At 67.5% G+C, this 22,282-nt stretch carries 19 protein-coding genes; 13 read left to right on the top strand and 6 right to left on the bottom strand.

Features of this window, described 5'->3' with window-relative positions; all coding sequences use genetic code 11:
- The first annotated feature begins 29 nt into the window (after positions 1-29).
- The 4 genes from ACIP90_RS09930 to ACIP90_RS09915 all read left to right on the top strand — a co-directional run bounded on the left by ACIP90_RS09930 (position 30) and on the right by ACIP90_RS09915 (position 6,319).
- Positions 30-1,076: an o-succinylbenzoate synthase gene (locus ACIP90_RS09930; RefSeq protein WP_400579021.1), complete on the top strand. Its 1,047-nt coding sequence runs from the start codon at positions 30-32 to the stop codon at positions 1,074-1,076.
- Positions 1,077-1,215: 139 nt separating this feature from the next.
- Positions 1,216-3,306 (top strand): PhoX family protein, encoded by a 2,091-nt coding sequence (locus ACIP90_RS09925; protein WP_400579019.1) that lies wholly within the window; start codon positions 1,216-1,218, stop codon positions 3,304-3,306.
- Positions 3,307-3,422: 116 nt separating this feature from the next.
- Positions 3,423-5,159 carry a 2-succinyl-5-enolpyruvyl-6-hydroxy-3-cyclohexene-1-carboxylic-acid synthase gene (gene menD, locus ACIP90_RS09920; RefSeq protein WP_400579375.1) on the top strand — a complete coding sequence of 579 codons (1,737 nt, stop codon included), beginning with the start codon at positions 3,423-3,425 and terminating at the stop codon, positions 5,157-5,159.
- A gap of 209 nt (positions 5,160-5,368) precedes the next feature.
- Complete coding sequence (locus ACIP90_RS09915; protein WP_400579018.1) at positions 5,369-6,319, top strand: hypothetical protein; 951 nt, start codon at positions 5,369-5,371, stop codon at positions 6,317-6,319.
- A gap of 119 nt (positions 6,320-6,438) precedes the next feature.
- Here the strand turns inward: ACIP90_RS09915 and ACIP90_RS09910 are convergent, their stop codons facing one another.
- The 4 genes from ACIP90_RS09910 to ACIP90_RS09895 all read right to left on the bottom strand — a co-directional run bounded on the left by ACIP90_RS09910 (position 6,439) and on the right by ACIP90_RS09895 (position 10,499).
- Positions 6,439-7,242, bottom strand: coding sequence for an amino acid ABC transporter ATP-binding protein (locus ACIP90_RS09910; protein ID WP_400579374.1), 804 nt, complete (start codon positions 7,240-7,242; stop codon positions 6,439-6,441).
- Positions 7,243-7,254: 12 nt separating this feature from the next.
- Positions 7,255-8,046, bottom strand: coding sequence for an amino acid ABC transporter permease (locus ACIP90_RS09905; RefSeq protein WP_400579016.1), 792 nt, complete (start codon positions 8,044-8,046; stop codon positions 7,255-7,257).
- Between the two features lie 103 nt (positions 8,047-8,149).
- A complete protein-coding gene (locus ACIP90_RS09900) occupies positions 8,150-8,959 on the bottom strand; it encodes an ABC transporter substrate-binding protein (protein WP_400579014.1) in 810 nt (269 codons plus the stop codon).
- 184 nt (positions 8,960-9,143) lie between these two features.
- The gene (locus tag ACIP90_RS09895) at positions 9,144-10,499 is read right to left on the bottom strand and encodes an isochorismate synthase MenF (protein ID WP_400579012.1); all 1,356 of its coding nucleotides are present in this window, start codon (positions 10,497-10,499) and stop codon (positions 9,144-9,146) included.
- A gap of 89 nt (positions 10,500-10,588) precedes the next feature.
- Between ACIP90_RS09895 and ACIP90_RS09890 the strand changes: the two genes are divergently transcribed.
- From ACIP90_RS09890 to ACIP90_RS09875, 4 genes are all read left to right on the top strand, one after another.
- Positions 10,589-11,368, top strand: a complete 780-nt coding sequence (locus tag ACIP90_RS09890) for a demethylmenaquinone methyltransferase (protein ID WP_400579010.1) — start codon at positions 10,589-10,591, stop codon at positions 11,366-11,368.
- 4 nt (positions 11,369-11,372) lie between these two features.
- Positions 11,373-12,716, top strand: coding sequence for a geranylgeranyl reductase family protein (locus tag ACIP90_RS09885; RefSeq protein WP_400579008.1), 1,344 nt, complete (start codon positions 11,373-11,375; stop codon positions 12,714-12,716).
- A 9-nt stretch (positions 12,717-12,725) separates the two neighbouring features.
- Entirely contained in the window at positions 12,726-13,826 is a 1,101-nt protein-coding gene (locus ACIP90_RS09880; protein WP_400579007.1) for a polyprenyl synthetase family protein, read from the top strand.
- Between the two features lie 353 nt (positions 13,827-14,179).
- Complete coding sequence (locus ACIP90_RS09875; RefSeq protein ID WP_400579005.1) at positions 14,180-15,022, top strand: endonuclease domain-containing protein; 843 nt, start codon at positions 14,180-14,182, stop codon at positions 15,020-15,022.
- A gap of 135 nt (positions 15,023-15,157) precedes the next feature.
- Here ACIP90_RS09875 and ACIP90_RS09870 read toward each other — a convergent pair whose 3' ends face one another.
- Together ACIP90_RS09870 and ACIP90_RS09865 are read right to left on the bottom strand one after the other, a co-directional pair.
- A complete protein-coding gene (locus ACIP90_RS09870; RefSeq protein ID WP_400579003.1) occupies positions 15,158-15,580 on the bottom strand; it encodes a hypothetical protein in 423 nt (140 codons plus the stop codon).
- Between the two features lie 14 nt (positions 15,581-15,594).
- Positions 15,595-16,266: a trimeric intracellular cation channel family protein gene (locus tag ACIP90_RS09865; protein WP_400579001.1), complete on the bottom strand. Its 672-nt coding sequence runs from the start codon at positions 16,264-16,266 to the stop codon at positions 15,595-15,597.
- Between the two features lie 61 nt (positions 16,267-16,327).
- On the opposite strand from ACIP90_RS09865, the gene ACIP90_RS09860 reads away from it, so the two are divergent.
- From ACIP90_RS09860 to ACIP90_RS09840, 5 genes are all read left to right on the top strand, one after another.
- The gene (locus ACIP90_RS09860; RefSeq protein WP_400578998.1) at positions 16,328-17,092 is read left to right on the top strand and encodes a sirohydrochlorin chelatase; all 765 of its coding nucleotides are present in this window, start codon (positions 16,328-16,330) and stop codon (positions 17,090-17,092) included.
- 181 nt (positions 17,093-17,273) lie between these two features.
- A complete protein-coding gene (locus tag ACIP90_RS09855) occupies positions 17,274-19,025 on the top strand; it encodes a nitrite/sulfite reductase (RefSeq protein ID WP_400578997.1) in 1,752 nt (583 codons plus the stop codon).
- A complete protein-coding gene (locus ACIP90_RS09850; protein ID WP_400578995.1) occupies positions 19,022-19,789 on the top strand; it encodes a phosphoadenylyl-sulfate reductase in 768 nt (255 codons plus the stop codon). The genes ACIP90_RS09855 and ACIP90_RS09850 overlap by 4 nt, the downstream gene beginning before the upstream one ends.
- A complete protein-coding gene (cysD, locus tag ACIP90_RS09845) occupies positions 19,786-20,733 on the top strand; it encodes a sulfate adenylyltransferase subunit CysD (RefSeq protein WP_400578994.1) in 948 nt (315 codons plus the stop codon). The genes ACIP90_RS09850 and cysD overlap by 4 nt, the downstream gene beginning before the upstream one ends.
- A complete protein-coding gene (locus ACIP90_RS09840) occupies positions 20,733-22,154 on the top strand; it encodes a sulfate adenylyltransferase subunit 1 (protein ID WP_400578992.1) in 1,422 nt (473 codons plus the stop codon). Before cysD ends, ACIP90_RS09840 begins: the two co-directional genes overlap by 1 nt.
- Positions 22,155-22,282 lie beyond the last annotated feature (128 nt).

Raw genomic sequence — 22,282 nt, 5'->3', positions numbered from 1 at the left:
GCTTGTGCAGGCGCCGGTACAGTGAAGTCATGCCTGCCGAACCGCCTCCCGTGGCTTCCGAGATTCCGACATCTTCAGGGCAGACGCTGTGGGGCGGTCTGCCGCCGGTCGAGGAGCTGCTCGGTGCCGCGCGGGTGGTGGCGCTGCCCATGCGGGTGAAGTTCCGCGGCATCCTGGAACGGGAGTCCCTGCTGCTCAAGGGTCCCGCGGGCTGGGGAGAGTTTGGTCCGTTCCCGGAATACGGCGATGCGGAGGCCTCCCGCTGGCTCGCCTCCGCCATCGAGGCCGGCTGGCACGGATTCCCTGAGCCGCTCCGGACCAGCATCCCTGTCAACGCCACGGTGCCGGCCGTCCCCGCTGGGCGCGTGCCGGAAATCCTGGCCCGCTTTGGCCGGGTGGATGCGGTCAAGATCAAGGTGGCGGAACGCGGACAGTCCCTCGACGACGACGCCGCCCGGGTCGCCGCCGTCCGCGCCGAACTGCCGGACGCCGCCATCCGCGTGGACGCCAACGGAGGCTGGCGCGTCCCGGAAGCGGTGGAAGCCCTCACCCGGCTGGCCGGTGCAGGGCTCGAATACGCGGAGCAGCCGGTGCCGGACATTGACGGCCTGGCGGAAGTGCGCCGGCAGCTGCGAAGGGCCGGCATTCCTGTACTGATTGCGGCCGACGAAAGCGTGCGCAAGGAGGACGATCCCCTCAGGGTGGCCCGCGCCGGTGCCGCCGACCTGATCGTGGTGAAGGTGGCGCCGCTTGGCGGAGTCCGGCGGGCTCTGGACATCGTGGCTCAGGCCGGGCTGCCCGCCGTCGTGAGTTCCGCGCTGGACACGTCGGTCGGGATCCGCGCGGGGCTGGCGCTCGCCGCAGCCCTGCCCGAGCTGCCCTTCGCCTGCGGGCTGGGCACCGTGTCGCTGCTCGCCGGGGACGTCACGGCCGATCCGCTGGTCCCCGACGACGGCGCCATCCGGCTGCGCGATGCCGTCGCCGACGAGGGGCTGCTGGAGCAGTATGCCGCTCCGGCCGAGCGGAAGGAGTGGTGGCTGGCCCGGCTGCGCCGGGTCTACGCGGAGCTGCCGTAGGGCCTGCATCTCCACGTGGGTCGCCAAGTGAACTTACAGGCCTGTAAGTTCACGGGATCTTAACCGGAGTGACCTCTCGTCTTTAGGTGTCGCTGACAGGGTGGGCGGGACCGCATCACACCCCTTGGAAGGTCCCTCCATGTCTGAAACCCCCGGGCGCAAGTTTGCCCTGCTGCCCATGCTTGGCCATACCAAAGGCAAGCGCAGCCCCGTCACCTGCGCACTCAAGTGCGACAACGCCTGCTCGGGCGACGTCTGCAACACCAGCGCCAACAGCTACTTCCGCGACATCGCGTCCACCACGCTGTCCCGCCGCGCCGCCCTGGGCTTCGGCGCCGCCGGTGCCCTCGCCGTCGTCCTCGGCGGTTCCCTGGCATCCCCGGAAAGCGCGGTAGCGGACGGCGGAACCGGCCTTTCGGCCGCAGCCAAGACCGGCTACGTCCCTGGCGCCTCCAAGCTGCAGTTCACCGCCATCCCCTCGGTGCCAGCCGACGTCGATGCCGTGACCGTGCCCGCGGGTTTTACCTGGCAGCCGGTCATCCGCTGGGGCGACCCCATCTTCAAGGATGCCCCCGCGTTCGACCTCGCCAAGCAGACCGCCGCGGCCCAGGAACGCCAGTTCGGCTACAACAACGACTACACGGACATCCTGGAAATCCCCGGCAGCAAGGGCCGCCGGGCGGTGCTCTTCGCCAACCACGAGTACACGAACGACGCCATCATGTTCCCGCCGTCCATGCCTGCCGCTGACGTCCGCGCCGTCAGCCAGGCAGCCCACGGGCTCTCCGTGGTCGAACTGGAGCGCGCGAACAAGAACTCGCCGTGGAAGTACGTGCAGGGCGCGACGCTGAACCGCCGCTACCTGAACAGCACGCGCTACGAACTCACCGGGCCTGCTGCAGGCTCCCCGCTGGTCAAAACCACTGCCGATCCCGACGGCCGCTGGATCAACGGCACGCTGGGCAACTGCGCCGGCGGCACCACCCCGTGGGGCACCATCCTGTCCGGCGAAGAGAACTTCAACGGCTACTTCGTTGCGCCCGGAACCTCCGCCGAGGACAAGCGCTACGGCCTCACCAGCAAGCCCACCGCACGCCAGTGGGAACTGGACGACCCCCGCTTCAACACCAACAACCCCGGCTACGAGAACGAGGCCAACCGCTTCGGCTGGATCGTGGAGGTCGACCCGTTCGATCCCACTTCCACTCCGAAAAAGCACTCCTCCCTGGGACGCTTCAAGCACGAGGGCGCCAACGTCATCGTGGCGAAGTCCGGACACGTGGTGGCCTACTCGGGCGACGACGAGCGTTTCGACTACCTCTACAAGTTCGTCTCCAAGGGCAAGTACCGCGAGGGCGACCGCAAGCACAACATGACTCTCCTGTCCGAGGGCGACCTCTACGTGGCTAAGTTCACCGGCGACTCACCCGCCGCCGAGATCGACGGATCCGGCAAGGTGCCTGCCGACGGGTCGTTCGACGGCAAGGGCGAATGGCTGCCTCTCGTGGTCAATGGCAAGTCGAAGGTCAGCGGCATGTCCGTCGAGGAGGTCCTGGTCTACACCCGCCTGGCCGCGGACAAGGTTGGCCCCACCAAGATGGACCGCTGTGAGGACGTGGAGCCCAGCCTGCACACCGGCAAGGTGTACGTGGCCTGCACCAACAACTCGGACCGCGGCAAGGTGGGCAAGGAAGGCGCCACCGAGGTCAACCCCCGCAACCTAAACCGCGATGGACACATTGTGGAGATCACCGAGACAGGCGACCAGACGTCCACGAGGTTCACGTGGAACCTCCTCATGGTCTGCGGCGATCCTGCCCAGGGAGATGTCACTTACTTCTCCGGCTTCCCGGCGGACCAGGTCTCGCCGATTTCCTGCCCGGACAACCTGGCGTTCGACTCCGTGGGCAACCTCTGGATCTCCACCGATGGCGCCCCCTCGGGCATCGGGAAGAACGACGGCCTGTTCAAGGTCACCCTCGAAGGAGCCGAGCGCGGCCGCGTGGAGCAGTTCCTCGCGGTTCCCCGTGACGCGGAGACGTGCGGGCCGATCGTCCACGACACCGAAGGCCACGTGTTCGTCTCCGTCCAGCACCCGGGCGAGGAAGGCACCTTCGAGGCGCCGAACTCGTACTTCCCGGACTATGTGCGCGCCGGAGCCCCGGTGAAGAGCGGCCAGGCCCGCGCGCCGCGCCCGTCCGTCATTCAGGTCTTCCGCGCCGACGCCTAAGTCTCACCAGCCCTCCCTCACCTTTCTGCCGGAGGTGAGGGAGGGCTGGATGGTGGCAGACTGGTTCGGTGACTTCCGAGGACCCGACCAAGCCTTCCGTGCCTGCTTTCCACACCGTGTCAGCCCCGGCGCCCGCCCCCGCGGGCCCTGATCCAGAGGGAACGCTGACCTCGATCGCGGCCGCACGCATCGCCGTTACGGGACTGCTCGCCGCCGGGGTCCGGTACGTGGTGGTGGCCCCGGGATCGCGGTCGGCGCCCATGGCATACGCACTGGCCGAGGCCTCGGCGGCGGGACGGGTGGAGCTGCTGGTCCGGATCGACGAGCGCTCCGCCGGGTTCACCGCGCTCGGCCTGGCCCTCGTGACCGGCGCTCCGGTGGCGGTTCTGACCACCTCGGGGACCGCCGTCGGGAATCTTCTGCCGGCCGTCATGGAAGCCAATCACGCCGCCGTCCCGCTCGTGGTGCTGTCCGCCGACCGGCCGGACGAGCTCCGCGGAACCGGCGCGAACCAGACCACCGTCCAGCTGGACCTGTTCGGCGAGCACGTGCGTTTCGCCGTCGACGTCCCTGCCGGCGAGAGCCCGCAGCGTGCGGTCGAGACGGCGCTCGCCGCCGCCACCGGCGCCTTCGAGGACACGCCGCCCGGGCCTGTGCAGCTCAACCTCGCGTTCCGCGACCCCCTCGTTCCCGCGGCGGGGGAGCGGCTGCCGGAGCAGCGCGGCCACGGCACGTTCCGCATCGGCACCGAGCCGCTCACCATGTCCCTGACGCACACCACGGCGGACCTGCCGGAGCGGCGCACCGTGGTGCTCGCCGGGCACGACGCCGGTCCAGTCGCCGAGGCCTTCGCCCGGGCCCACGGCCTGCCGCTGCTGGCCGAGCCGTCGTCCAACTCGCGTTTCGGCCCGAACGCCGTAGGCCCATACCGGCTCCTGCTGGAGCACTTCGGCCCCGACGCCGCGCTGCCGATCGAGCGTGCGGTGGTGTTCGGACGCCCCACCCTGTCGCGGCCTGTCTCGGCGCTGCTGGCCCGGACCGACGTTCCCGCCGCCCTGTACGAACCCGTACCGGTCGCCTGGCACGAGCCCGGCCGACGCCGCGAAACGTCCGTTGCCAGCCTGACCGAACTCGCCGAGTTCGCCGGCCGCGGTTCCGCCGGGTGGCTCGACGCCTGGCTGCTGGCCGGTGCGGCGGCGCAGCACGCGCTCGACGGCGTACTCTCAAACCACGAGGCGGCAACCGGGCCGTCCGTGGGTGCCCTCGTCTGGAAGCACTCCCGCGGCCAATTGGTCCTCGGTTCCTCCAACGGCATCCGCGACGTGGACCTTGCCGGCCAGCCCGCCACCGAACCCGCCGCCACGGTCTTCGCCAACCGCGGCCTCGCCGGCATCGACGGAACCATCTCCACCGCCACCGGCATCGCCCTCGGCGGTCACCAGGAAACCACCCTGCTGCTCGGCGACGTCACCTTCCTGCACGACGCGGGCGGACTCCTCCTCGGGGCCGGCGAAAACCAGCCGCAGCTGCGCATCGTGGTGCTCAACGACTCCGGCGGGGCGATCTTCAGCCTTCTCGAGCACGGCGCGGTGGAAGAGGCAGGCGGCTACGGAGACGCCGTCGAAAGGCTTTTCGGCACCCCCCACTCGGTGGACATTGCGGCACTCGCGGCAGCGTACGGCGTCGGGCACAGCACGGTAAGCACGACGGCGGGACTCGCCGAAGCGCTCACCGCGCCCTTCGCGGGCCGCACCATCGTCGAGGTGCGCACGGACCGGCACGGGCTCCGGGACCTGCACCGCCGGATCCGGGCGGCCATAAGCGCGGCCGTAGCCGGGGTACTGGCCGGGTAGGGGCTGGCCGTATAGTCGCGGGACGCGGGCGGGACACGGCAATTGCCTGGCGACGCGCAAATGGCCTCCCGCGGCCGGAATTCCGTGCGCGCAGGGTAATTTCCGCGTCGAAGGAGTCGGAGCGCGTCATGGCCGGGCCGCCGGGGGTTATCCACATCGCGCCCTAGGCCTCTGTCCGGGGGTCACCGAGACCTGCAAGTGTACGAGCCATGACGGATTTACCCAGGCTGGTCCTCGCCCGTGAGCACATTCAGCAGGGACTGACCCCCAAGATGCTCGCCCGGTGCTGCAACGTCGGCACGCTCGTCCGGCTCCGTCACGGCGTCTACGTGGACGGGGCAGCCTGGGGCGCACTGAGGCCGTGGGAGCAGTACCGGCTGCGCGTCCAGGCGGCGGCGGAAACGTTCACTGCACCCACGGTGTTTGCCAGGCATTCGGCGGCCAGCGTCTGGGGCGTTCCAACGATCGGTCACCATCACCCCGTGCATGCATTGACGTTTCAGAACGACGGCGGCCGGTCCCGGGCAGGGGTCCGGCGGCACTATGCCGATCCTGCCGGCGTGCAAGCGTTCCGGCGCGACGGGTTATTGGTGACCGGCCGGGTCCGCACTGTCCTGGACCTTGCGGCTTTCACGCCGTTCGCGGAGGCCGTCGTTCCGCTGGACCATGTGCTTCGACCGGACAGTGCCAAGGGGCTGCCCGCGCTGTCCAAGGAAGAGCTTCTGGCCGGAGTTCAAGGGAACTACACCGCGGCGGCGGCCCGCAGGATCGCCGCCGCCATTGAGTTCGCCGATCCTCTGTCTGCGTCGGCGGGGGAGTCCTACGGCAGGGCCCTCATGTTCGCCGCGGGATTCGAAACACCTGCCCTGCAGCACGAGATCCGCGATGACAGTTTGATTGGCTACTCCGACTACTACTGGCATAGTGCCCGCGTCGCAGGGGAGTTCGACGGTGTGGACAAATACCTGAAGCCGGAATATCTCAAGGGCCGGACTCCATCGCAGGCAGTGGTGGACGAGAAGTACCGCGAGGACCGGATCCGTGCCACCGGCTGCACCGTGGTCCGCTGGGTCTGGGCAGACCTGATGGCGCCTGGACGGCTGGAACGGAAGCTGGCGGCGGCCGGCGTACCCCGCCGTCGTGCACGGTCAGCTCGCTAAAGCCGGCGGGCGGGCCGGCGACGCGCAAAATGCCCCCGGATGCGCAAATGCCCCGGCGCTACCGGAATTCCAGTAGCGCCGGGGCATTTGCGCGTCGCCACGCAACAAGCGCGTCGAGCCTACTCCGTGATGTCGATGTGCGTCGGGTCCAGCACGCGCTTGAGGAACTCCTTGGTGCGGGCCTGGCTGGGGGAGCTGATGACTTGTTCGGCCACGCCTTCCTCCACCACAACGCCGCCGTCCATGAAGACCACGCGGTCGGCCACTTCACGGGCGAAGCCCATCTCGTGCGTGACCACGAGCATGGTCATGCCTTCCTTGGCCAGGTTCCGCATGACGGAGAGGACGTCGCCCACGGTCTCCGGGTCGAGGGCCGATGTGGGCTCATCGAACAGCATCAGCTCCGGGTCCATGCTCAGCGCCCGGGCAATTGCCACGCGCTGCTGCTGGCCGCCGGACAGCTGGTCCGGGTACCGGTCGGCGAGGTGCCCCAGCCCCACGCGCTCCAGGTTGGCGTGTGCCACATTGTCCGCCTCGGACTGGGAGCGCTTGAGCACCTTGGTCTGGGCGACGGTGCAGTTCCGCAGTGCGCTCAGGTGCGGGAACAGGTTGAACTGCTGGAACACCATGCCCACCTTGCGGCGCATCCTGTCGATGTCCACGTCGGGGTCCGTGGCGTCGAAGCCACCCACGTGGATGCTGCCCTCGTTGGGCTGCTCCAGGAGATTCACGCAGCGCAGGAGGGTGGATTTGCCGGATCCGGACGGACCGATCAGGCAGACGACCTCTCCCGGCGCCACGTTCAGGCTGATGCCCTTGAGGACTTCGTTGGTCCCGTAGGACTTTCGCAGGTTCTGGATGGAAACGCCGGCAGCGTTGAGGGAACCGGTGTGGTTGCGGGAGTTGGTTACGACGTCGTTCATTGACTTCACTGCCTATCGCTTGGTCCGCGCGGAGCGGCTTTCGAACTTCCGGGCCAGGAGGCTCAGCGGGATGGTGATCACCAGGTAGAACGCACCCGCCACCAGAAGCGGCGTCAGGCCCGCGCCCAGGCTGGAGATGCCGTCCCGGCCGAACTTCGTGAGTTCGTACTGCGAAGCGGTCAGGCCCAGCACGTAGATCAGCGACGAGTCTTTGGTCAGCAGGATGACCTCGTTCGTCAGCGGCGGCAGGACGATCTTGAAGGCCTGAGGGATGACGATGGTGACCATGGCCCGCCACTGCGGCATGCCCAGGGAACGTGCGGCCTCCATCTGGCCCTTCGGAACTGCCTGCAGTCCGGCGCGGAGGGTTTCGGCGATGTAGGCCGCGGCGACCATGCCGAGGGAAACCATCACCACAACGGTCACGTTCCATGAAACACCGAAGGCCAGCGGAACGCCGTATCCGAAGGCGATAAACACCAGCAGGGCCGGGATGCCCCGGAAGAACTCGATATAGCCGGTGGCAATCCAGCGGTACAGCGGGAAGCTGGAGAGCTTCATGAGGGCCAGCAGCAGGCCCCCGGACAGGCCCACGATGAATCCGAGGAAGGTATAGATCAGGGTGTTCTTTAGGCCCGAGACGAAGATATCCGGGAACATCGGGCCGATCTTACCGAAGTTGAAGACGCTGTTGCCGACGGTCTTCCAGTCGGTGGCCAGGATCAGCGCGGCCATGGCCACTACAAAGATTCCGGCTTGGACATACAGGCTTACTCTGGCTCGCTGACGTGCGGTCATTGTCATTGCCATGGTCTACTCACAATCGTTTTGCGCAGTTGAGGCCCCGAACGGACTGCTGAACAGATCCTGAACGGGGCCCCTGCTGCGTAGGTCTCAGGCGCGTTGGCTACTTGGTGGCTTCGCCGAACCAGGTGGTCTCAAACTTCTTGAGGCTTCCGTCGTCGGTAAGGCGCTTCAGAGTGGCGTTGACCTGGTCAAGCATGGCGGTGTTGCCCTTTTTGATCGAGATGCCCAGTTTTTCACCGGTGGCGTAGTTCTCCACGCGCTTGTACTTGGGGTCATCCTTGATGGCGTAGCCGAGGACCGACTGGTTGCCCAGGGCTGCATCGATGGTGCCGGCCTTGAGCGCCTGGACCAGCAGGCCCGTGTCCTCAAACTGCTGGGCGTCCAGGCCCTTCTCCTGCGCGTACTTGGCGCCGGTGGTGGCCTGCTGGACGCCCACCTTCTTGCCCTTTGCACTGTCGAGATTCGTGATGCCGGAAGCGTCGGTAGCGACCAGTGTCAGGTCGTCGTTCAGGTAGGGCTCGGAGAAGTCCATGACGGCCTTCCTCGGTTCCGTGATCGAAATCGAGGAGATTGAAACGTCGCACTGGGTCAGGGCCGTGCCGGTCTCGATGGCTTCGAACGAGCTGTCCACCACGTTCAGTTCGGCCTTCATGTCCTTGGCGACCTCGGCGGCGATGTCCATGTCGAAGCCGACGATCTTGCCGTCCTTCTGGAATTCGAACGGCTCGTAGGGGACATCCGAGCAGACGGTCAGTTTGCCGGAGTTGATGAGCTGCACGGCGCCGTCGCTGCTTGTGGCTGCGGGGGTCGCGCCGCCGCCGCCACATGCGGTGAGGCTGAGGGCCCCAACGGCGAGGAGCGCGGCTGCCTTGGCACTGAGTTTGGCCGCGGCGAGGGACTTGAGCTGCATTTCTTTACCTTTTGTTGCAGGGGATGCGGAACTAAGACGGCTAATAGTGTAACGCTGTTTGTGAGATGTGCGTCACAGAAAACTAAGTTTCACTATTGGATAACTAGACATGGCCGCTTGGCAAGCCCGCTGCGGCTGCGCGTGTCTGGTATTCCGGGCAACGCCCGCCGCTAGGCCGGCTGCCTTAGTGCCTGATGCCCAGCGATTCCAGCATGGGACGGAACTTGGCCCACGTCTCCGCCAGTTCCGCGTCGGGGTGTGAGCCTTCGACTATGCCGCATCCGGCATATAACCGGACCGTGGTCGGCGACTCGATGACGGCCCCGCGCAAGGCAATGCCCCACTCACCGTTTCCAGCCGCGTCGAGCCAGCCAACTGGTCCGGCGTAGGGGCCCCGGTCCATGTGCTCCAGCTTCCGGATTAAGGCGCCGGCCACCTGGGTGGGCGTGCCGCAGACAGCGGCCGTGGGATGCAGGGCGTTAATCAGGGCCAGGCAGGTAGGCACGTGCCCCTCCACCTCGGTGAGCTCGGCCTTGACGTCCGACGCCAGGTGCCACACGTTCGGCAGCTCCAGGATGAACGGCTCACTGTGTGCATTCATGGCCTCCGAGAACGGCGCCAGCTGCGTGGTCAGCGACTGGATCGCGATCTCGTGCTCGTGCCGCTGCTTTTCGGAGCCGGCCAGTACCCGCTCGGCGTAGTCCAGGGGCAGCCCGGCCTCGCCCAGGGCGTCGCGGCGGTCCAGCGTCCCGGCCAGGACCCGCGCCTGGGCGGTGCGGCCCTCCACCTGGATCAGCATTTCGGGGGTGGCGCCCACGAGGCCGTCCACTCCGTAGGTCCAGCATTCCCGGTACCGAATGGCGAGCTGCCGCAACACCTCGGCCGCGTTGATACCCTCTGGCACGGTGGCCACGACGTCCCGGGCAAGCACCAGCTTTTCCAGCCTGCCCGTGCGGATCTCGGCAACACCGGCCGCGACGGCGGCCATCCAGTCCTCTTCGCTGAGCGAGCCTGTTTCCAGGGTGGCGGTTCCGGAAGGCCCGACGGCGGAGCCCGGCTCCGCGGGCGCCTCGCCGCTGGCGGGCGTCACGCCGCTGGGGGCCGAGGTGCCAGACTCGAGCCACCCCCTCAAAGCGGCGAGGGCGCCCTCTTCGGTGAGCTCGCCGTCGTCGGCCGTTATCTGGGTGAGCCAGGTGCGCCCGTCCCGGAGGCCCACGACGATCTCGGGCACGATGAGGCGCGATTCATGCGCCGAAACCTTGGAGAACGCGAACGAGCCGAAGGCCACCGGGCCGGTGCCAGGGCATTCGACGCGGTCCGTGATGTCGGCCTCTATGACAAGGTGCCGCCACCAGATGTCCGCCTCGAGGAACCGCTCGGGCCCGGTTGCTGTAAACCGGGCAACCTCGCCGAAGCCCACGAGTCCGGCCTCGCGCCGCGTCCAGCACAGAACGTCGTCCCGCACCAGATACGACGGCAGCCCCCCGGGGGTCGATTCTCCATCCAAAGGGACTGTCAGAGTGCGGAGCGTTCTGGTCATGATGGATCAACACTACTCCGGTACGGCACGTCACTGCGTGGGCGCAGTGATTTGCAGTGATTTGCAGTGAATTCGGATAGATTGACAGGGTGAACCGAGCATCCTTGGAAAAGCGTCCGGACGAAGTAGCCACGATGTTTGACGACGTCGCACCGAAATACGATGTCGTCAACGATGTCCTGTCGATGGGGCAGACCCGCCGCTGGCGCAAGGTTGTGGTGGAAGCCGTGGATGTCCGGCCCGGCCAGCGCGTTCTTGATCTCGCAGCGGGAACAGGTACGTCCAGCGAGCCATATGCCGATGCGGGTATAGATGTCGTGGCCTGTGATTTCTCCCTTGGCATGCTTAAAGTGGGCAAGCGGCGCCGCCCGGACATCGACTTCATCGCCGGCGATGCCACCAACCTGCCCTTCGCGGACAACACCTTCGACGCCACCACCATCTCCTTCGGCCTGCGCAACGTTAACGAGCCGAAAAAGGCGCTGGCCGAGATGCTTCGCGTGACCAAGCCCGGCGGCAAGCTCGTCATTGCCGAGTTCTCCCAGCCCGTGGTGCCCCTCTGGCGCACCATGTACACCGAATACCTCATGCGCGCGCTGCCTGCGATCGCCGTCAAGGTGTCCTCCAACCCGGACGCCTATGTGTACCTCGCCGAGTCCATCCGCGCCTGGCCGGACCAGGACCACCTCGCCGCATGGCTGCAGGAAGCCGGCTGGGACAACGTCACGTACCGCAACCTCAGCGGTGGCATCGTGGCCGTTCACCGCGCCCACAAGCCGCCCGTCGGCAACGGCTCGGCCGCGTCGATCGCAGCCCACACCGGCCCGGTGGCCAAGCTGCGCCGCAACATCCCGCGTATCACCCGCTGACACTGTGAAAGTACTGATTGTTGGCGCGGGTCCGGCCGGATCCACTGCCGCGTATTACCTCGCCAAGGCCGGCATCGAGGTCACGGTCCTCGAAAAGACCAGCTTCCCGCGGGAAAAAGTGTGCGGCGACGGCCTCACGCCCCGGGCGGTGCGCGAGATCCAGAAGCTGGGGCTGCCGCACCCCGAGGAGGACGGCTGGCGCCGGAACAAGGGCCTGCGCCTGCTCGCCGGCGGCCGCTCCATCGAGCTGCCGTGGCCCGAGGTCTCGGACTTTCCGCAATACGGCCTGATCCGCACCCGCCTCGGCTTCGATGAGGAGCTGGCCCGGCACGCCCAGGCCGCGGGCGCCGTCGTGCTGGAACGCCACAGCGTCACCAAAGCGCTCCATGGAGACGGCGGCAGGGTTGCCGGCGTCCATGCCGCCATCCTTGACGAGTCAGGGCGCAAGACGGGGGAGACGCGCGACTTTACCGCCGACGTCGTGCTCGCCGCGGACGGTAACTCCAGCCGCACCGCCGTCTCCCTCGGCATCCGGAAGCGCGACGACCGCCCCCTTGGCGTGGCCGTCCGCACATACTTCACCTCGCCCCGCCACGAGGACGATTGGATGGAAGGCTGGCTGGAACTCCCCGGACGCGACGGCAAGCTCCTGCCCGGCTACGGTTGGGTGTTCGGCGTCGGCGACGGAACGTCCAATGTGGGCCTGGGAATCCTGAACTCCTCCAAGGAATTCGGCAAGCTGGACTACAAGCAGGTGCTCCGCGAATGGACCGCCGGCATGCCCGCCGAGTGGGGCTTCACGCCCGAGAACCAGGTGGGGGAAATCCGCGGCGCCGCCCTGCCCATGGGGTTTAACCGCACGCCCCACTACTCGCCCGGGCTCCTGCTCCTGGGCGACGCCGGCGGCATGGTGTCCCCGTTCAACGGCGAGGGCATTTCCTACGCCATGGAGTCCGCCCGGTTCGCGGCGGAGTTCATCATTGACGGGTCCCGGTCCGCTGGCGGGTCTGCTTCCGGCCGCTTGTCCGCGCACGACGCCGATGCGCACCTGGCGGGATATGCGGACTACGTGCGGGAACAGTGGGGTTCGCACTTCACGCTGGGCCGGGCGTTTGCCGCGCTGATCGGCAAGCCGGCGGTCATGAAGCTCGCATTGCGCACCGGCATGCCCATCCCCGTGCTGATGCGTTTCGTGGTCCGGCTCCTGGCCAACCTGACCGACCCGTCGGCCAGGGGCTTCGAGGACCGAGTGATCCGTGTTCTGGAACTGCTGGTGCCGGCCACCTCCAACACGTCCGCCCCGTCGCCCTCCCGCATCAAATCAGCGGTTTCCGCAACAAAAAGTTAGGGTTAACCCGTGACCAACTCCGCTAACCACAGCTGGACGCACGCCGGGCATGGACTGCCGGCCTCCGAACCCAGCCTCAACACCACCGCCATCGCCACCGGACTGCAGCTGCCGGCAGGATTCGCGGCCATTGCGGAGGACCCTGACCTCGGCCCCGCCATCACCAACAACCTGGCCCGCGTGGAGAAAAAGCTCCGCGAGGCCATTGCCAACTCGGACCCCCTGGCTGACGCAACGTCGCGTCACCTCGTGGAAGCCGGGGGCAAGCGCATCAGGCCCCTGCTGACCCTGCTGTGCGCCCACCTTGGCGACGCCTCGCTGCCCGCCGTGGTGCAGGCCGCCGTGGTGGTGGAGCTGACGCACCTCGCCACGCTGTACCACGACGACGTCATGGACTCAGCCCCCTTCCGCCGCGGTGCCCCCACGGCGCACGAGGTCTGGGGAAACTCCGTGGCTGTCCTTACCGGAGACCTCATCTTCGCCCGCGCCTCCATCCTCGTGTCGGAGCTGGGCTCCCGGGCCCTGGGCATTCAGGCTCGCACCTTTGAGCGGCTGTGCCTGGGCCAGCTGCACGAAACCGTGGGACCGCGGCCGGACGAGGACCCGGTTGAGCACTACCTCTCCGTCATCGCTGACAAGACCGGATCCCTGGTGGCGGCCTCCGGCCAGTTCGGTGCGATCTTCTCAGGCGCCGACGAAGCCTACGAGGACGTCCTGGTGGAATACGGCGAAAAGGTTGGCGTAGCCTTCCAGCTCGCCGACGACGTCATTGATGTCACCGGCGTTAAGGTCAAGTCGGGCAAATCTCCGGGCACCGATCTGCGTGAAGGTGTCCCCACCCTGCCCGTGCTGCTCCTGCGCAGCGCTGCTGCGCAAGGCGACCAGTCCGCCGTCGAACTTCTCAAACTGATCGACGGCGACCTCTCCTCCGACGAGGCCCTGGCCGAAGCGGTCGCCGGGCTGCGTGAGCACCCCGTGACCGCCGAATCGTGGGTGGTTGCCCGTGCATGGGCCGACGAGGCGATTGCCGCCCTCGCCCCGCTGCCCGAGGGAGTAGTGAAGGCGTCGCTGTCCAGCTTCGCCCGGGCCGTCGTGGACCGCGCCAGCTAGCGCTCAACCCCGCTTAAACGGAACGGCCCCGGTTCCCAGCAGCGCCACACTGCTTGGAACCGGGGCCGTTTCTCCGTTCGCATCAAATCCACCGGAGGCATTTAGTGGACCCGTGAATAAGTCTATGACAGGTTTGTCACATTATTCAAGTCGCTTGTTAATCCGTGTGTCACGGGGGTCGGCAGCCGTCCCTACCCTGTTTGGGCTCTAGCGGGGAGGGACCCGCCGATGGAGTAGCGTGCCGTGGGCAATCAGCCGGGAAAGTGGGTCACGACGGACCAGGATCGGCAGCGTTGTCCACATGGCCCAGGCAGGATCTGCCCATTGCCGCGGGTCAGGGGCACCGTTGATCCATGGACCTTGAAGCCTTCCTGGTGCGACGCGGCGGAGCCGCCCGGAGGAGTGTGCTCCTGCGCGCCGGGTTCCACCGGCCCGCGCTTGAGGCTGCTGTTGACTCCCGCCGGCTGTTCCGGCCTCTCCGCGGGGTGTACGCGCTGCGCAACGCGGACGACGGCGTCCTGGCCGCCTTTAGGGCGAATGGCCGGCTCACCTGGGTGTCGGCAGCGCGGTTCTACAGCCTCTGGGCCCTACATCCGCCGCAAGCCGTGCACCTGAGCTGCGGGAACGGTGTGCCAAAGGCCGGCGTGATTAACCATGGCCCGTGCACGCATGCCCCCGACCCCGCGAGTCCCGTGGCGGGCCTGGCGGATGTGCTCCTTCATGGACTGAAATGCCTGCCAGAGCTTGAAGCGCTGGTCCTCGTGCAGTCAGCCACTGGCAGAGGCCAGATCTCCGCCGACTTCCTGAGGGGCAAACTCGTCGGGAACAGGAATGGCAAGGCCCGTGCCGTACTGGATCTGCTGATTCCGCGGGCGGACTCGGTGCTGGAGATACTGACCCGTACGCACTTCATCCGCGCCGGCCTTAAAGTCCGCATGCATGTGAACCTGCCGGGGGTGGGCGAAGTGGATTGTCTGGTTGAGGAATGCCTGGTGGTGGAGCTGGACGGCTCCACACACTTTGAACCCCGGCAGGTTAAGAAGGATCAGCGGCGAAACAACGCCGGCATGCTCGGGGGCCATCTCACACTGCGCTTTTACTACGACGACGTGGTGCACCACCCCGAGGCCATGGTGGATCAGGTCCGCGCAGTGATACGTCTGCGGGCATTGGGCAGGTTCGCGCCTGACTGGTGACTGGCGCCGCCAAGCGAGTGCCGCCGTCGTGACCCTCTTTGCCGCAGCGGGGCCCCCGACACGCAGGCTCAGCGGCGAGTCGCGGCCCGTTGGTGGCCAAAGAGCGTCAGGACGGCACCAAAGGAAGAGGCCGGCCTAGTCCTCGTCGTTGAACGCCCAGTCGAACATGTCGAAGACGAACTCGGAGAAGGTCCCCTCTTCGCTCTTCCACTGGCCGCGGGCGTTGTTGCGGCGGTACACGATGGGGTCGGGGACGCTGAGGTCGCCCACGCGGAAGCCCCAGGTGAAGTTTTCTTCCTCGTCCTCGAGGAACATCAGGAAGCCTTCGTCGTCCACCTCGAGTTCCTCGGGGTCCCAGAAGTAGTGGTAGGCCTCCATGAGGTCCTCGCAGCCGCCGAGGGCAAGGTAAAACTCGCGCAGCACCAGGGGAACGGTGAACTGGTGCTCGGCGAGGGCGGAATCGAGCTCGTCAGCCGGCAGCCCGTCCTCTTCCTGCCATTCGTCTTCGAGATACTTCGGAACAAGCGCGCGGAACTTCTCGAGGAACATGTCAGTCATGGCTCTTATCCTAGCTAATCCCGGCCCCTCGAATTGCCGGTGTCCAACCCCAGCCGGGACCACCCCCGGACAGCCAGCGGAATGCGCCATGAGCGGCGCCAGGCCACCACCCGGAACGCAAAGACCACGGCCGCGATGCCGCACGCGGACAGGGCGTTGAAGGCACCAAGACCCCACAGGATGCTGGTGAGCGCCGCGCCGGTAAAGGCCGGAAGGGCGTAGATGTCGCTGGCGTCGAACAGTTGGGGCACCTCGTTGGCCGTGATGTCGCGCAGCAGGCCTCCGCCCACCGCCGTCGTCACGCCCAACAGGACCGCCGCCACCGGGTTCATTCCAAACGCCAGAGCCTTGAGCGTGCCGGTGATGCAGAACAGCGCCAGGCCTCCGGCGTCGAACAGGATGAGCAGGGACGTGAAGCGCTGGACGCTGGAGAACAGGAAGTACACGAGCACAGTGGCGAGCAGGGGAGGCACAAGGTACGCGGGATTGGTGAAGGCAGCCGGCGGACCGCTGTTGAGGATAATGTCGCGGATCACCCCGCCGCCGAGCGAAACAAGGGACGCGAGGAGGAGCGAGCCGAGGAAGTCGAACTGCTTCCGCGCCGCGAGCAGGGATCCGGAAACCGCGAAGAAGAAGATGCCGGCCAGGTCCAGCCATACCAGGGCGATGTCAAAAGGGAATGTCATGAAAGCGTCCCGGCTAATTTCAGGGGGCGGACAGTGCAGCTCCAACGTTACGCTAGCCCCTATGAACAGCCCGATCATGATCGCTTGTGCCCACGGGACCTCCAACGCGCAGGGGGCAGCCGAGGTCAACGCCCTCCGTGACGCCATCGCCGCGCTCCGGCCCGGGCTCGATGTCCGCGAGGCGTACGTGGACGTCCAGCAGCCCGATCTTGTGGACGTGATGGCCGGCCTCCCCGCGGACCCCGACGGCGGAGCGGCCGTCGCGTCGGCCGTCGTGGTCCCGTTGCTGCTCAGCGTGGGCTACCACGTGAAGGTGGACATTGCGCGTGCCGTCAAGAGCCGCCCCGGGAGCGTCGCCGCCGCGCCGCTGGGCCCGGACCCCCGCCTGGCGGCCCTGCTGGACCAGCGGCTCCGCGAAGCCGGTGTGACAGACAACGACGCCGTGGTCCTCGCCGCCGCGGGCTCGTCAAACCCCAACGCGGCGGTCAGCGTGGAAGAGCTCGCCGACCAGCTTCGCGCCCTGCGCTCCAACCGCGTCCTTCCCGCTTACGGTGCGTCCGCCAAGCCTTCGGTGCCCGAGGCCGTCGCCATCCTCCGTGAGGAAGCCGCGGGCGGTGCGGGCGCGGGGGAGTCCGCGGGGGGAGTGGATCTGGGTGGCCGGGTGGTCATCGCCTCCTACCTCCTCGCGCCGGGCTTCTTCCACGACCAGCTCGCCAAGGCCGGTGCCGATCTGGTGACCGCGCCGCTGCTGCCGTCGCCGGTGCTCGCCGAGATCGCGCTGGAGCGTTACGACGCCGCCCTGGCCGCGCACGCCGCGCGGGCCTGAGCGCCAGATGCCGGTCCGGGGATGTGGCCGGTCCGGGGATGTGGCCGGGAAGGACCAGTGGAAGCACAGCCTGCGGGTCCCTTCAAGGCCCTCCGGCGATTCATGACGAAATATTTCCCTAGGTGACTTAGCGTTTCCGGGACCTTTGTGGCGGGTTTCCGCGCGGCTCTACAGTCGATGCATGACTGATACAGCTCTAGCCGGAGCGGCCACCGACAAGCCCGCGGAAAAGCCCGCGCGCCCAGCCCGTGCCTCGCGCCCCGCCGCCAAGCCTCACGGCCAGTGGAAGGTGGACGGAACCACCCCGCTGAACGCCAACGAAACCTGGAAGCAGGAAGACGACGGCCTCAACGTCCGCGAGCGTATCGAGTCCATCTATTCCAAGGAAGGCTTCGACGCGATCCCCAGCCAGGACCTGCACGGCAGGTTCCGCTGGTGGGGTCTCTACACGCAGCGCAAGCCCGGGATCGACGGCGGCAAGACCGCCACGCTTGAGCCGCATGAGCTTGAGGACAAGTACTTCATGCTCCGCGTGCGGATCGACGGCGGCGCGCTCACCACCGAGCAGCTGCGCGTCATCGGCAACATCTCGGTCGACTTCGCCCGCGATTCCGCGGACCTCACCGACCGCCAGAACATCCAGCTGCACTGGATCCGCGTCGAGGACATCCCGGAGATCTGGCGCCGCCTTGAAGGCATCGGCCTGTCCACCACGGAAGCCTGCGGCGACGTGCCGCGCGTCATCCTGGGATCCCCGGTGGCCGGCATCGCCAAGGACGAGATCATCGACCCCACCCCGCTCATCGCTGAGTTGGGGGAGCGCTTCATCGGCAACCCGCTGCTGTCCAACCTGCCGCGCAAGTACAAGACGGCGATCACCGGCCACCCCAGCCAGGACGTGGTGCATGAGATCAACGACTTCGCTCTCGTTGGCGTCAAGCACCCTGAACTGGGTGTGGGTTACGACCTCTGGGCCGGGGGTGCCCTCTCCACGAACCCGATGCTCGGCAAGCGCCTCGGCGCCTTCGTCAAGCCGGAGCAGGCCGCGGACGTGTGGCTCGGCGTCACGAGCATCTTCCGCGACTACGGCTACCGCCGCATGCGCACCAAGGCCCGCCTGAAGTTCCTGATGGCTGACTGGGGTCCGGAGAAGTTCCGCCAGATCCTCGAGGACGAATACCTCGGCTACAAGCTGGCTGATGGCCCCGCCGCCCCCAAGCCGTCCACCCCGGGCGACCATGTGGGCGTGCACGAGCAGAAGGACGGCAAGTTCTTCATCGGCGCCACCCCGATTGCGGGCCGCCTCTCCGGCTCCCAGCTGGTGAAGCTCGCGGACACGCTCGAAGCCCGCGGCTCGTACCGCCTGCGCACCACGCCGCACCAGAAGCTGGTGGTGCTGGATGTGCCCAAGGACGAGGTTGAACCGCTGGTCGCCGAAATGGACGCGCTGGGTCTTTCCGCCCGCCCGTCCGTCTTCCGCCGCGGCACCATCGCCTGCACCGGCATCGAGTACTGCAAGCTGGCCATCGTGGAAACGAAGGTCACCGCTGCCACCGCCGTTGCCGAGCTGGAGCGCCGCCTCGCGGACCTGGCCGAGAGCGGCCAGCTGCCGCAGGCCCTGTCCCTGCACATCAACGGCTGCCCCAACTCCTGCGCCCGCATCCAGACCGCGGACATCGGGCTCAAGGGCATGATGCTCCCCACGCCCGACGGCGACCCCACCCCGGGTTTCCAGGTTCACCTGGGCGGCGGGCTGGCTTCCGCCGACCGCGAAGAGGCCGGCCTCGGACGTACCGTCCGCGGCCTGAAGGTCTACGTGGCGGATCTTCCGGACTACGTGGAGCGGGTTGTCCGGCGGTTCGTGGCCGAGCGCGCCGAAGGCCAGACCTTCGCCGAGTGGGCCCACGCCGCAGACGAGGAGGCCCTCCAGTGACCACTCCCCAGCCACACCCCAACCTCGCAAGCTCGGCCGGGGACCCCGGTGGCCGTGGGCCCACACTCCGCTCGCACGAGGAGCTCAAGGCCCTCGCCGAGGCCGGCGCCGCCGAACTCGGCTGGGACGCCCCCGCCCGCGACGTGATCGCCTGGGTGGAGCGCAACTTCGAGATGCCTGCCGTCGCCGTCGCCTGCTCCATGGCCGACGCCGTGCTCCCGGCGCTCGTCGCGGACCAGCTTCCCGGCGTCGACGTCCTGTTCCTCGAGACCGGCTACCACTTCCCGGAAACCTACGCCACGCGCGACGAGGTGGCCGCGAACCTGCGCGTCAACGTGGTGGACGTCCTTCCGGAGAACACCGTGGAACAGCAGGACCGGCTCCTGGGCAAGGACCTGTTTGCCCGCGACGCCGCCCAGTGCTGCGCGCTCCGCAAGGTGGCCCCGCTCCGCCGCACGCTCGCCGGCTACGAACTCTGGTTCACCGGCGTGCGCCGCGATGAAGCCCCCACGCGCACCAACACCCCGCTGGTGACCTGGGACGAAGCCAACGGCCTGGTCAAGGTCAATCCGGTAGCCGCCTGGACCTTCGATCAGCTGGTCCAGTACTCCGATGACAACCTCCTTCCCGTCAACCCGCTCCTCTCCCAGGGCTACCCGTCGATCGGCTGCCAGCCCTGCACCCGCAAGGTGGCACCCGGCGATGATCCCCGCGCCGGCCGTTGGGCAGGAACCAACAAGACAGAATGCGGACTACACGTATGAGCACTTTTCTAACCGAGGAGCCCACCCAGGTGACCGACGTCGCAGCTTCCACGCGCCTCTCCAGCCTGGACACCCTCGAGTCCGAGGCCATCCACATCATCCGCGAGGTTGTCGCCGAGTTCGAGAAGCCTGCGCTGCTCTTCTCCGGCGGCAAGGACTCCGTGGTCATGTTGCACCTGGCCACCAAGGCGTTCTGGCCGGGCAAGGTTCCGTTCCCGGTGCTGCACGTGGACACCGGCCACAACTTCCCGGAGGTCATCGACTTCCGTGACCGGACCGTGGAACGCCTGGGACTCAAGCTCGTCGTCGGCAGCGTCCAGGAATTCATCGACCGCGGCGAGCTGGCCGAGCGTGCCGACGGCACCCGGAACCCGCTGCAGACCATCCCGCTGCTGGACGCCATCCAGTCCAACAAGTTCGACGCCGTCTTCGGCGGCGGCCGCCGTGACGAGGACAAGGCCCGCGCCAAGGAGCGCATCCTGAGCCTCCGCGACGAGTTCGGCCAGTGGGACCCGCGCAACCAGCGCCCCGAGCTGTGGAACCTGTACAACGGCCGCCACACCGTGGGCCAGCACGTCCGCGCGTTCCCCATCAGCAACTGGACCGAGCTGGACGTGTGGCGCTTCATCGAGCGCGAAAACATCGAGCTGCCCGGCCTGTACTACGCCCACGAGCGCGAGGTCTTCGCCCGCGACGGCATGTGGCGTGCAGTCGGCGAGGTCTCCCAGCCGCGGCCCGATGAGGAAGTCATCACCAAGACCGTCCGCTACCGCACCGTCGGCGACATGTCCTGCACCGGCGCCGTCGAATCGGCCGCCGCCACCGTGCGCGACGTCGTCATCGAAGTTGCCGCCTCCACCATCACCGAACGTGGCGCCACCCGTGCGGATGACCGCATCTCCGAGGCCGCCATGGAAGACCGCAAGAAGGATGGCTATTTCTAATGAGCACCGAAATCGACACCGCCCGCGCGGCCGCTCTTCTTGACGAGGCACCGCTCGCTTCCGCCTCACTGTTCCGGTTTGCCACCGCAGGATCGGTCGACGACGGCAAGTCCACTCTCGTGGGCCGCCTCCTGCACGACTCCAAGGCCATCCTCGCCGACCAGCTCGAGGCCGTTGCCCGCACCTCCTCGGACCGCGGGTTCGGCGGCGACAAAGGCGGCATTGACCTGGCGCTGCTGACCGACGGCCTGCGTGCCGAGCGCGAGCAGGGCATCACCATCGACGTCGCCTACCGCTACTTCGCCACGGACCGCCGCAGCTTCATCCTCGCGGACTGCCCCGGACACGTGCAGTACACCAAGAACACGGTGACCGGCGCGTCCACCGCGGACGCCGTCGTCGTACTTATTGACGCCCGCAAGGGTGTCCTGGAGCAGACCCGCCGGCACCTCTCCGTGCTGCAGCTGCTGCGTGTTGCCCACGTGATCGTGGCCGTGAACAAGATCGACCTCGTGGACTTCAGCGAGTCTGTGTTCCGCGAGATCGAGGCGGACGTGCAGCAGGTGGGGCGCGAACTCGGCCTCGGTTCCGATGGCATCACGGACCTGCTGGTTGTTCCGGTTTCCGCGCTCGACGGCGACAACGTGGTGGAGCGCTCGGAGCGCACCCCCTGGTACACCGGACCTGCACTGCTCGAGGTGCTCGAGACGCTGCCCGCCGCCGACGAACTCGAAAGCCACCTGGAGAGCTTCCGCTTCCCGGTGCAGCTGGTCATCCGGCCGCAGGGCGCCCTGGCCCCCGACGCCGTTGCCGGCGGACTCGATCCCGAGGCATACCGGGATTACCGCGCCTACGCCGGCCAGATCACCGAGGGCTCGGTCAAGGTGGGGGACAAGGTCAGCGTGCTGACGCCCGGCCAGGACCCGCGCACCACCACCGTCATAGGAATTGACTTCGCCGGTACCTCCCTGGAGGAGGCAGCCGCGCCGCAGTCGGTGGCGATCCGCCTGGCGGATGAGTTCGACGTCGCCCGCGGTGACACCATCGCAGCCGCCGGCACTGTCCGGGAAGCGTCGGCCGACCTGTACGCGGCCCTGTGCTGGCTGTCCCCGAAGCCGCTCCGTGAAGGCGCCAAGGTCCTGGTGAAGCACGGCGCCCGCACCGTGCAGGCGCTGGTCCGCAGCGTGAGCGGCAAGCTGGACTTGGCCACCTTCAACCTCGAAGGTGCGTCCAGCCTGGAGCTCAACGACATCGGGCACGCGCAGCTCCGGCTCGCCGCGCCGCTGCCGCTGGAGAACTACCTGCACCACCGCCGCACCGGCGCGTTCCTGGTGATCGACCCGCTGGACGGCAACACCCTCGCCGCGGGCCTGGTCAAGGACCACCCCGGCGACCACGAGGACGAGCGCTACAGCATCTGATGCGCCTGCTCTGACCGCAGAGGCCCCGGTTCGGAATTTTCCGGACCGGGGCCTTCGCTGTTCCTCCGGCCCGGCGGCCGCTTTAGCCGGCCTTGCCGGCTTCGAGGATCGACTTGAGCTTCTGCAGG

Source organism: Arthrobacter sp. NPDC093139 (genome assembly GCF_044754165.1).
Taxonomy (GTDB): Bacteria; Actinomycetota; Actinomycetes; order Actinomycetales; family Micrococcaceae; genus Arthrobacter.
Note: the sequence above shows the minus strand (reverse complement) of the source record. Positions and strands in the feature narration are given on the sequence as shown.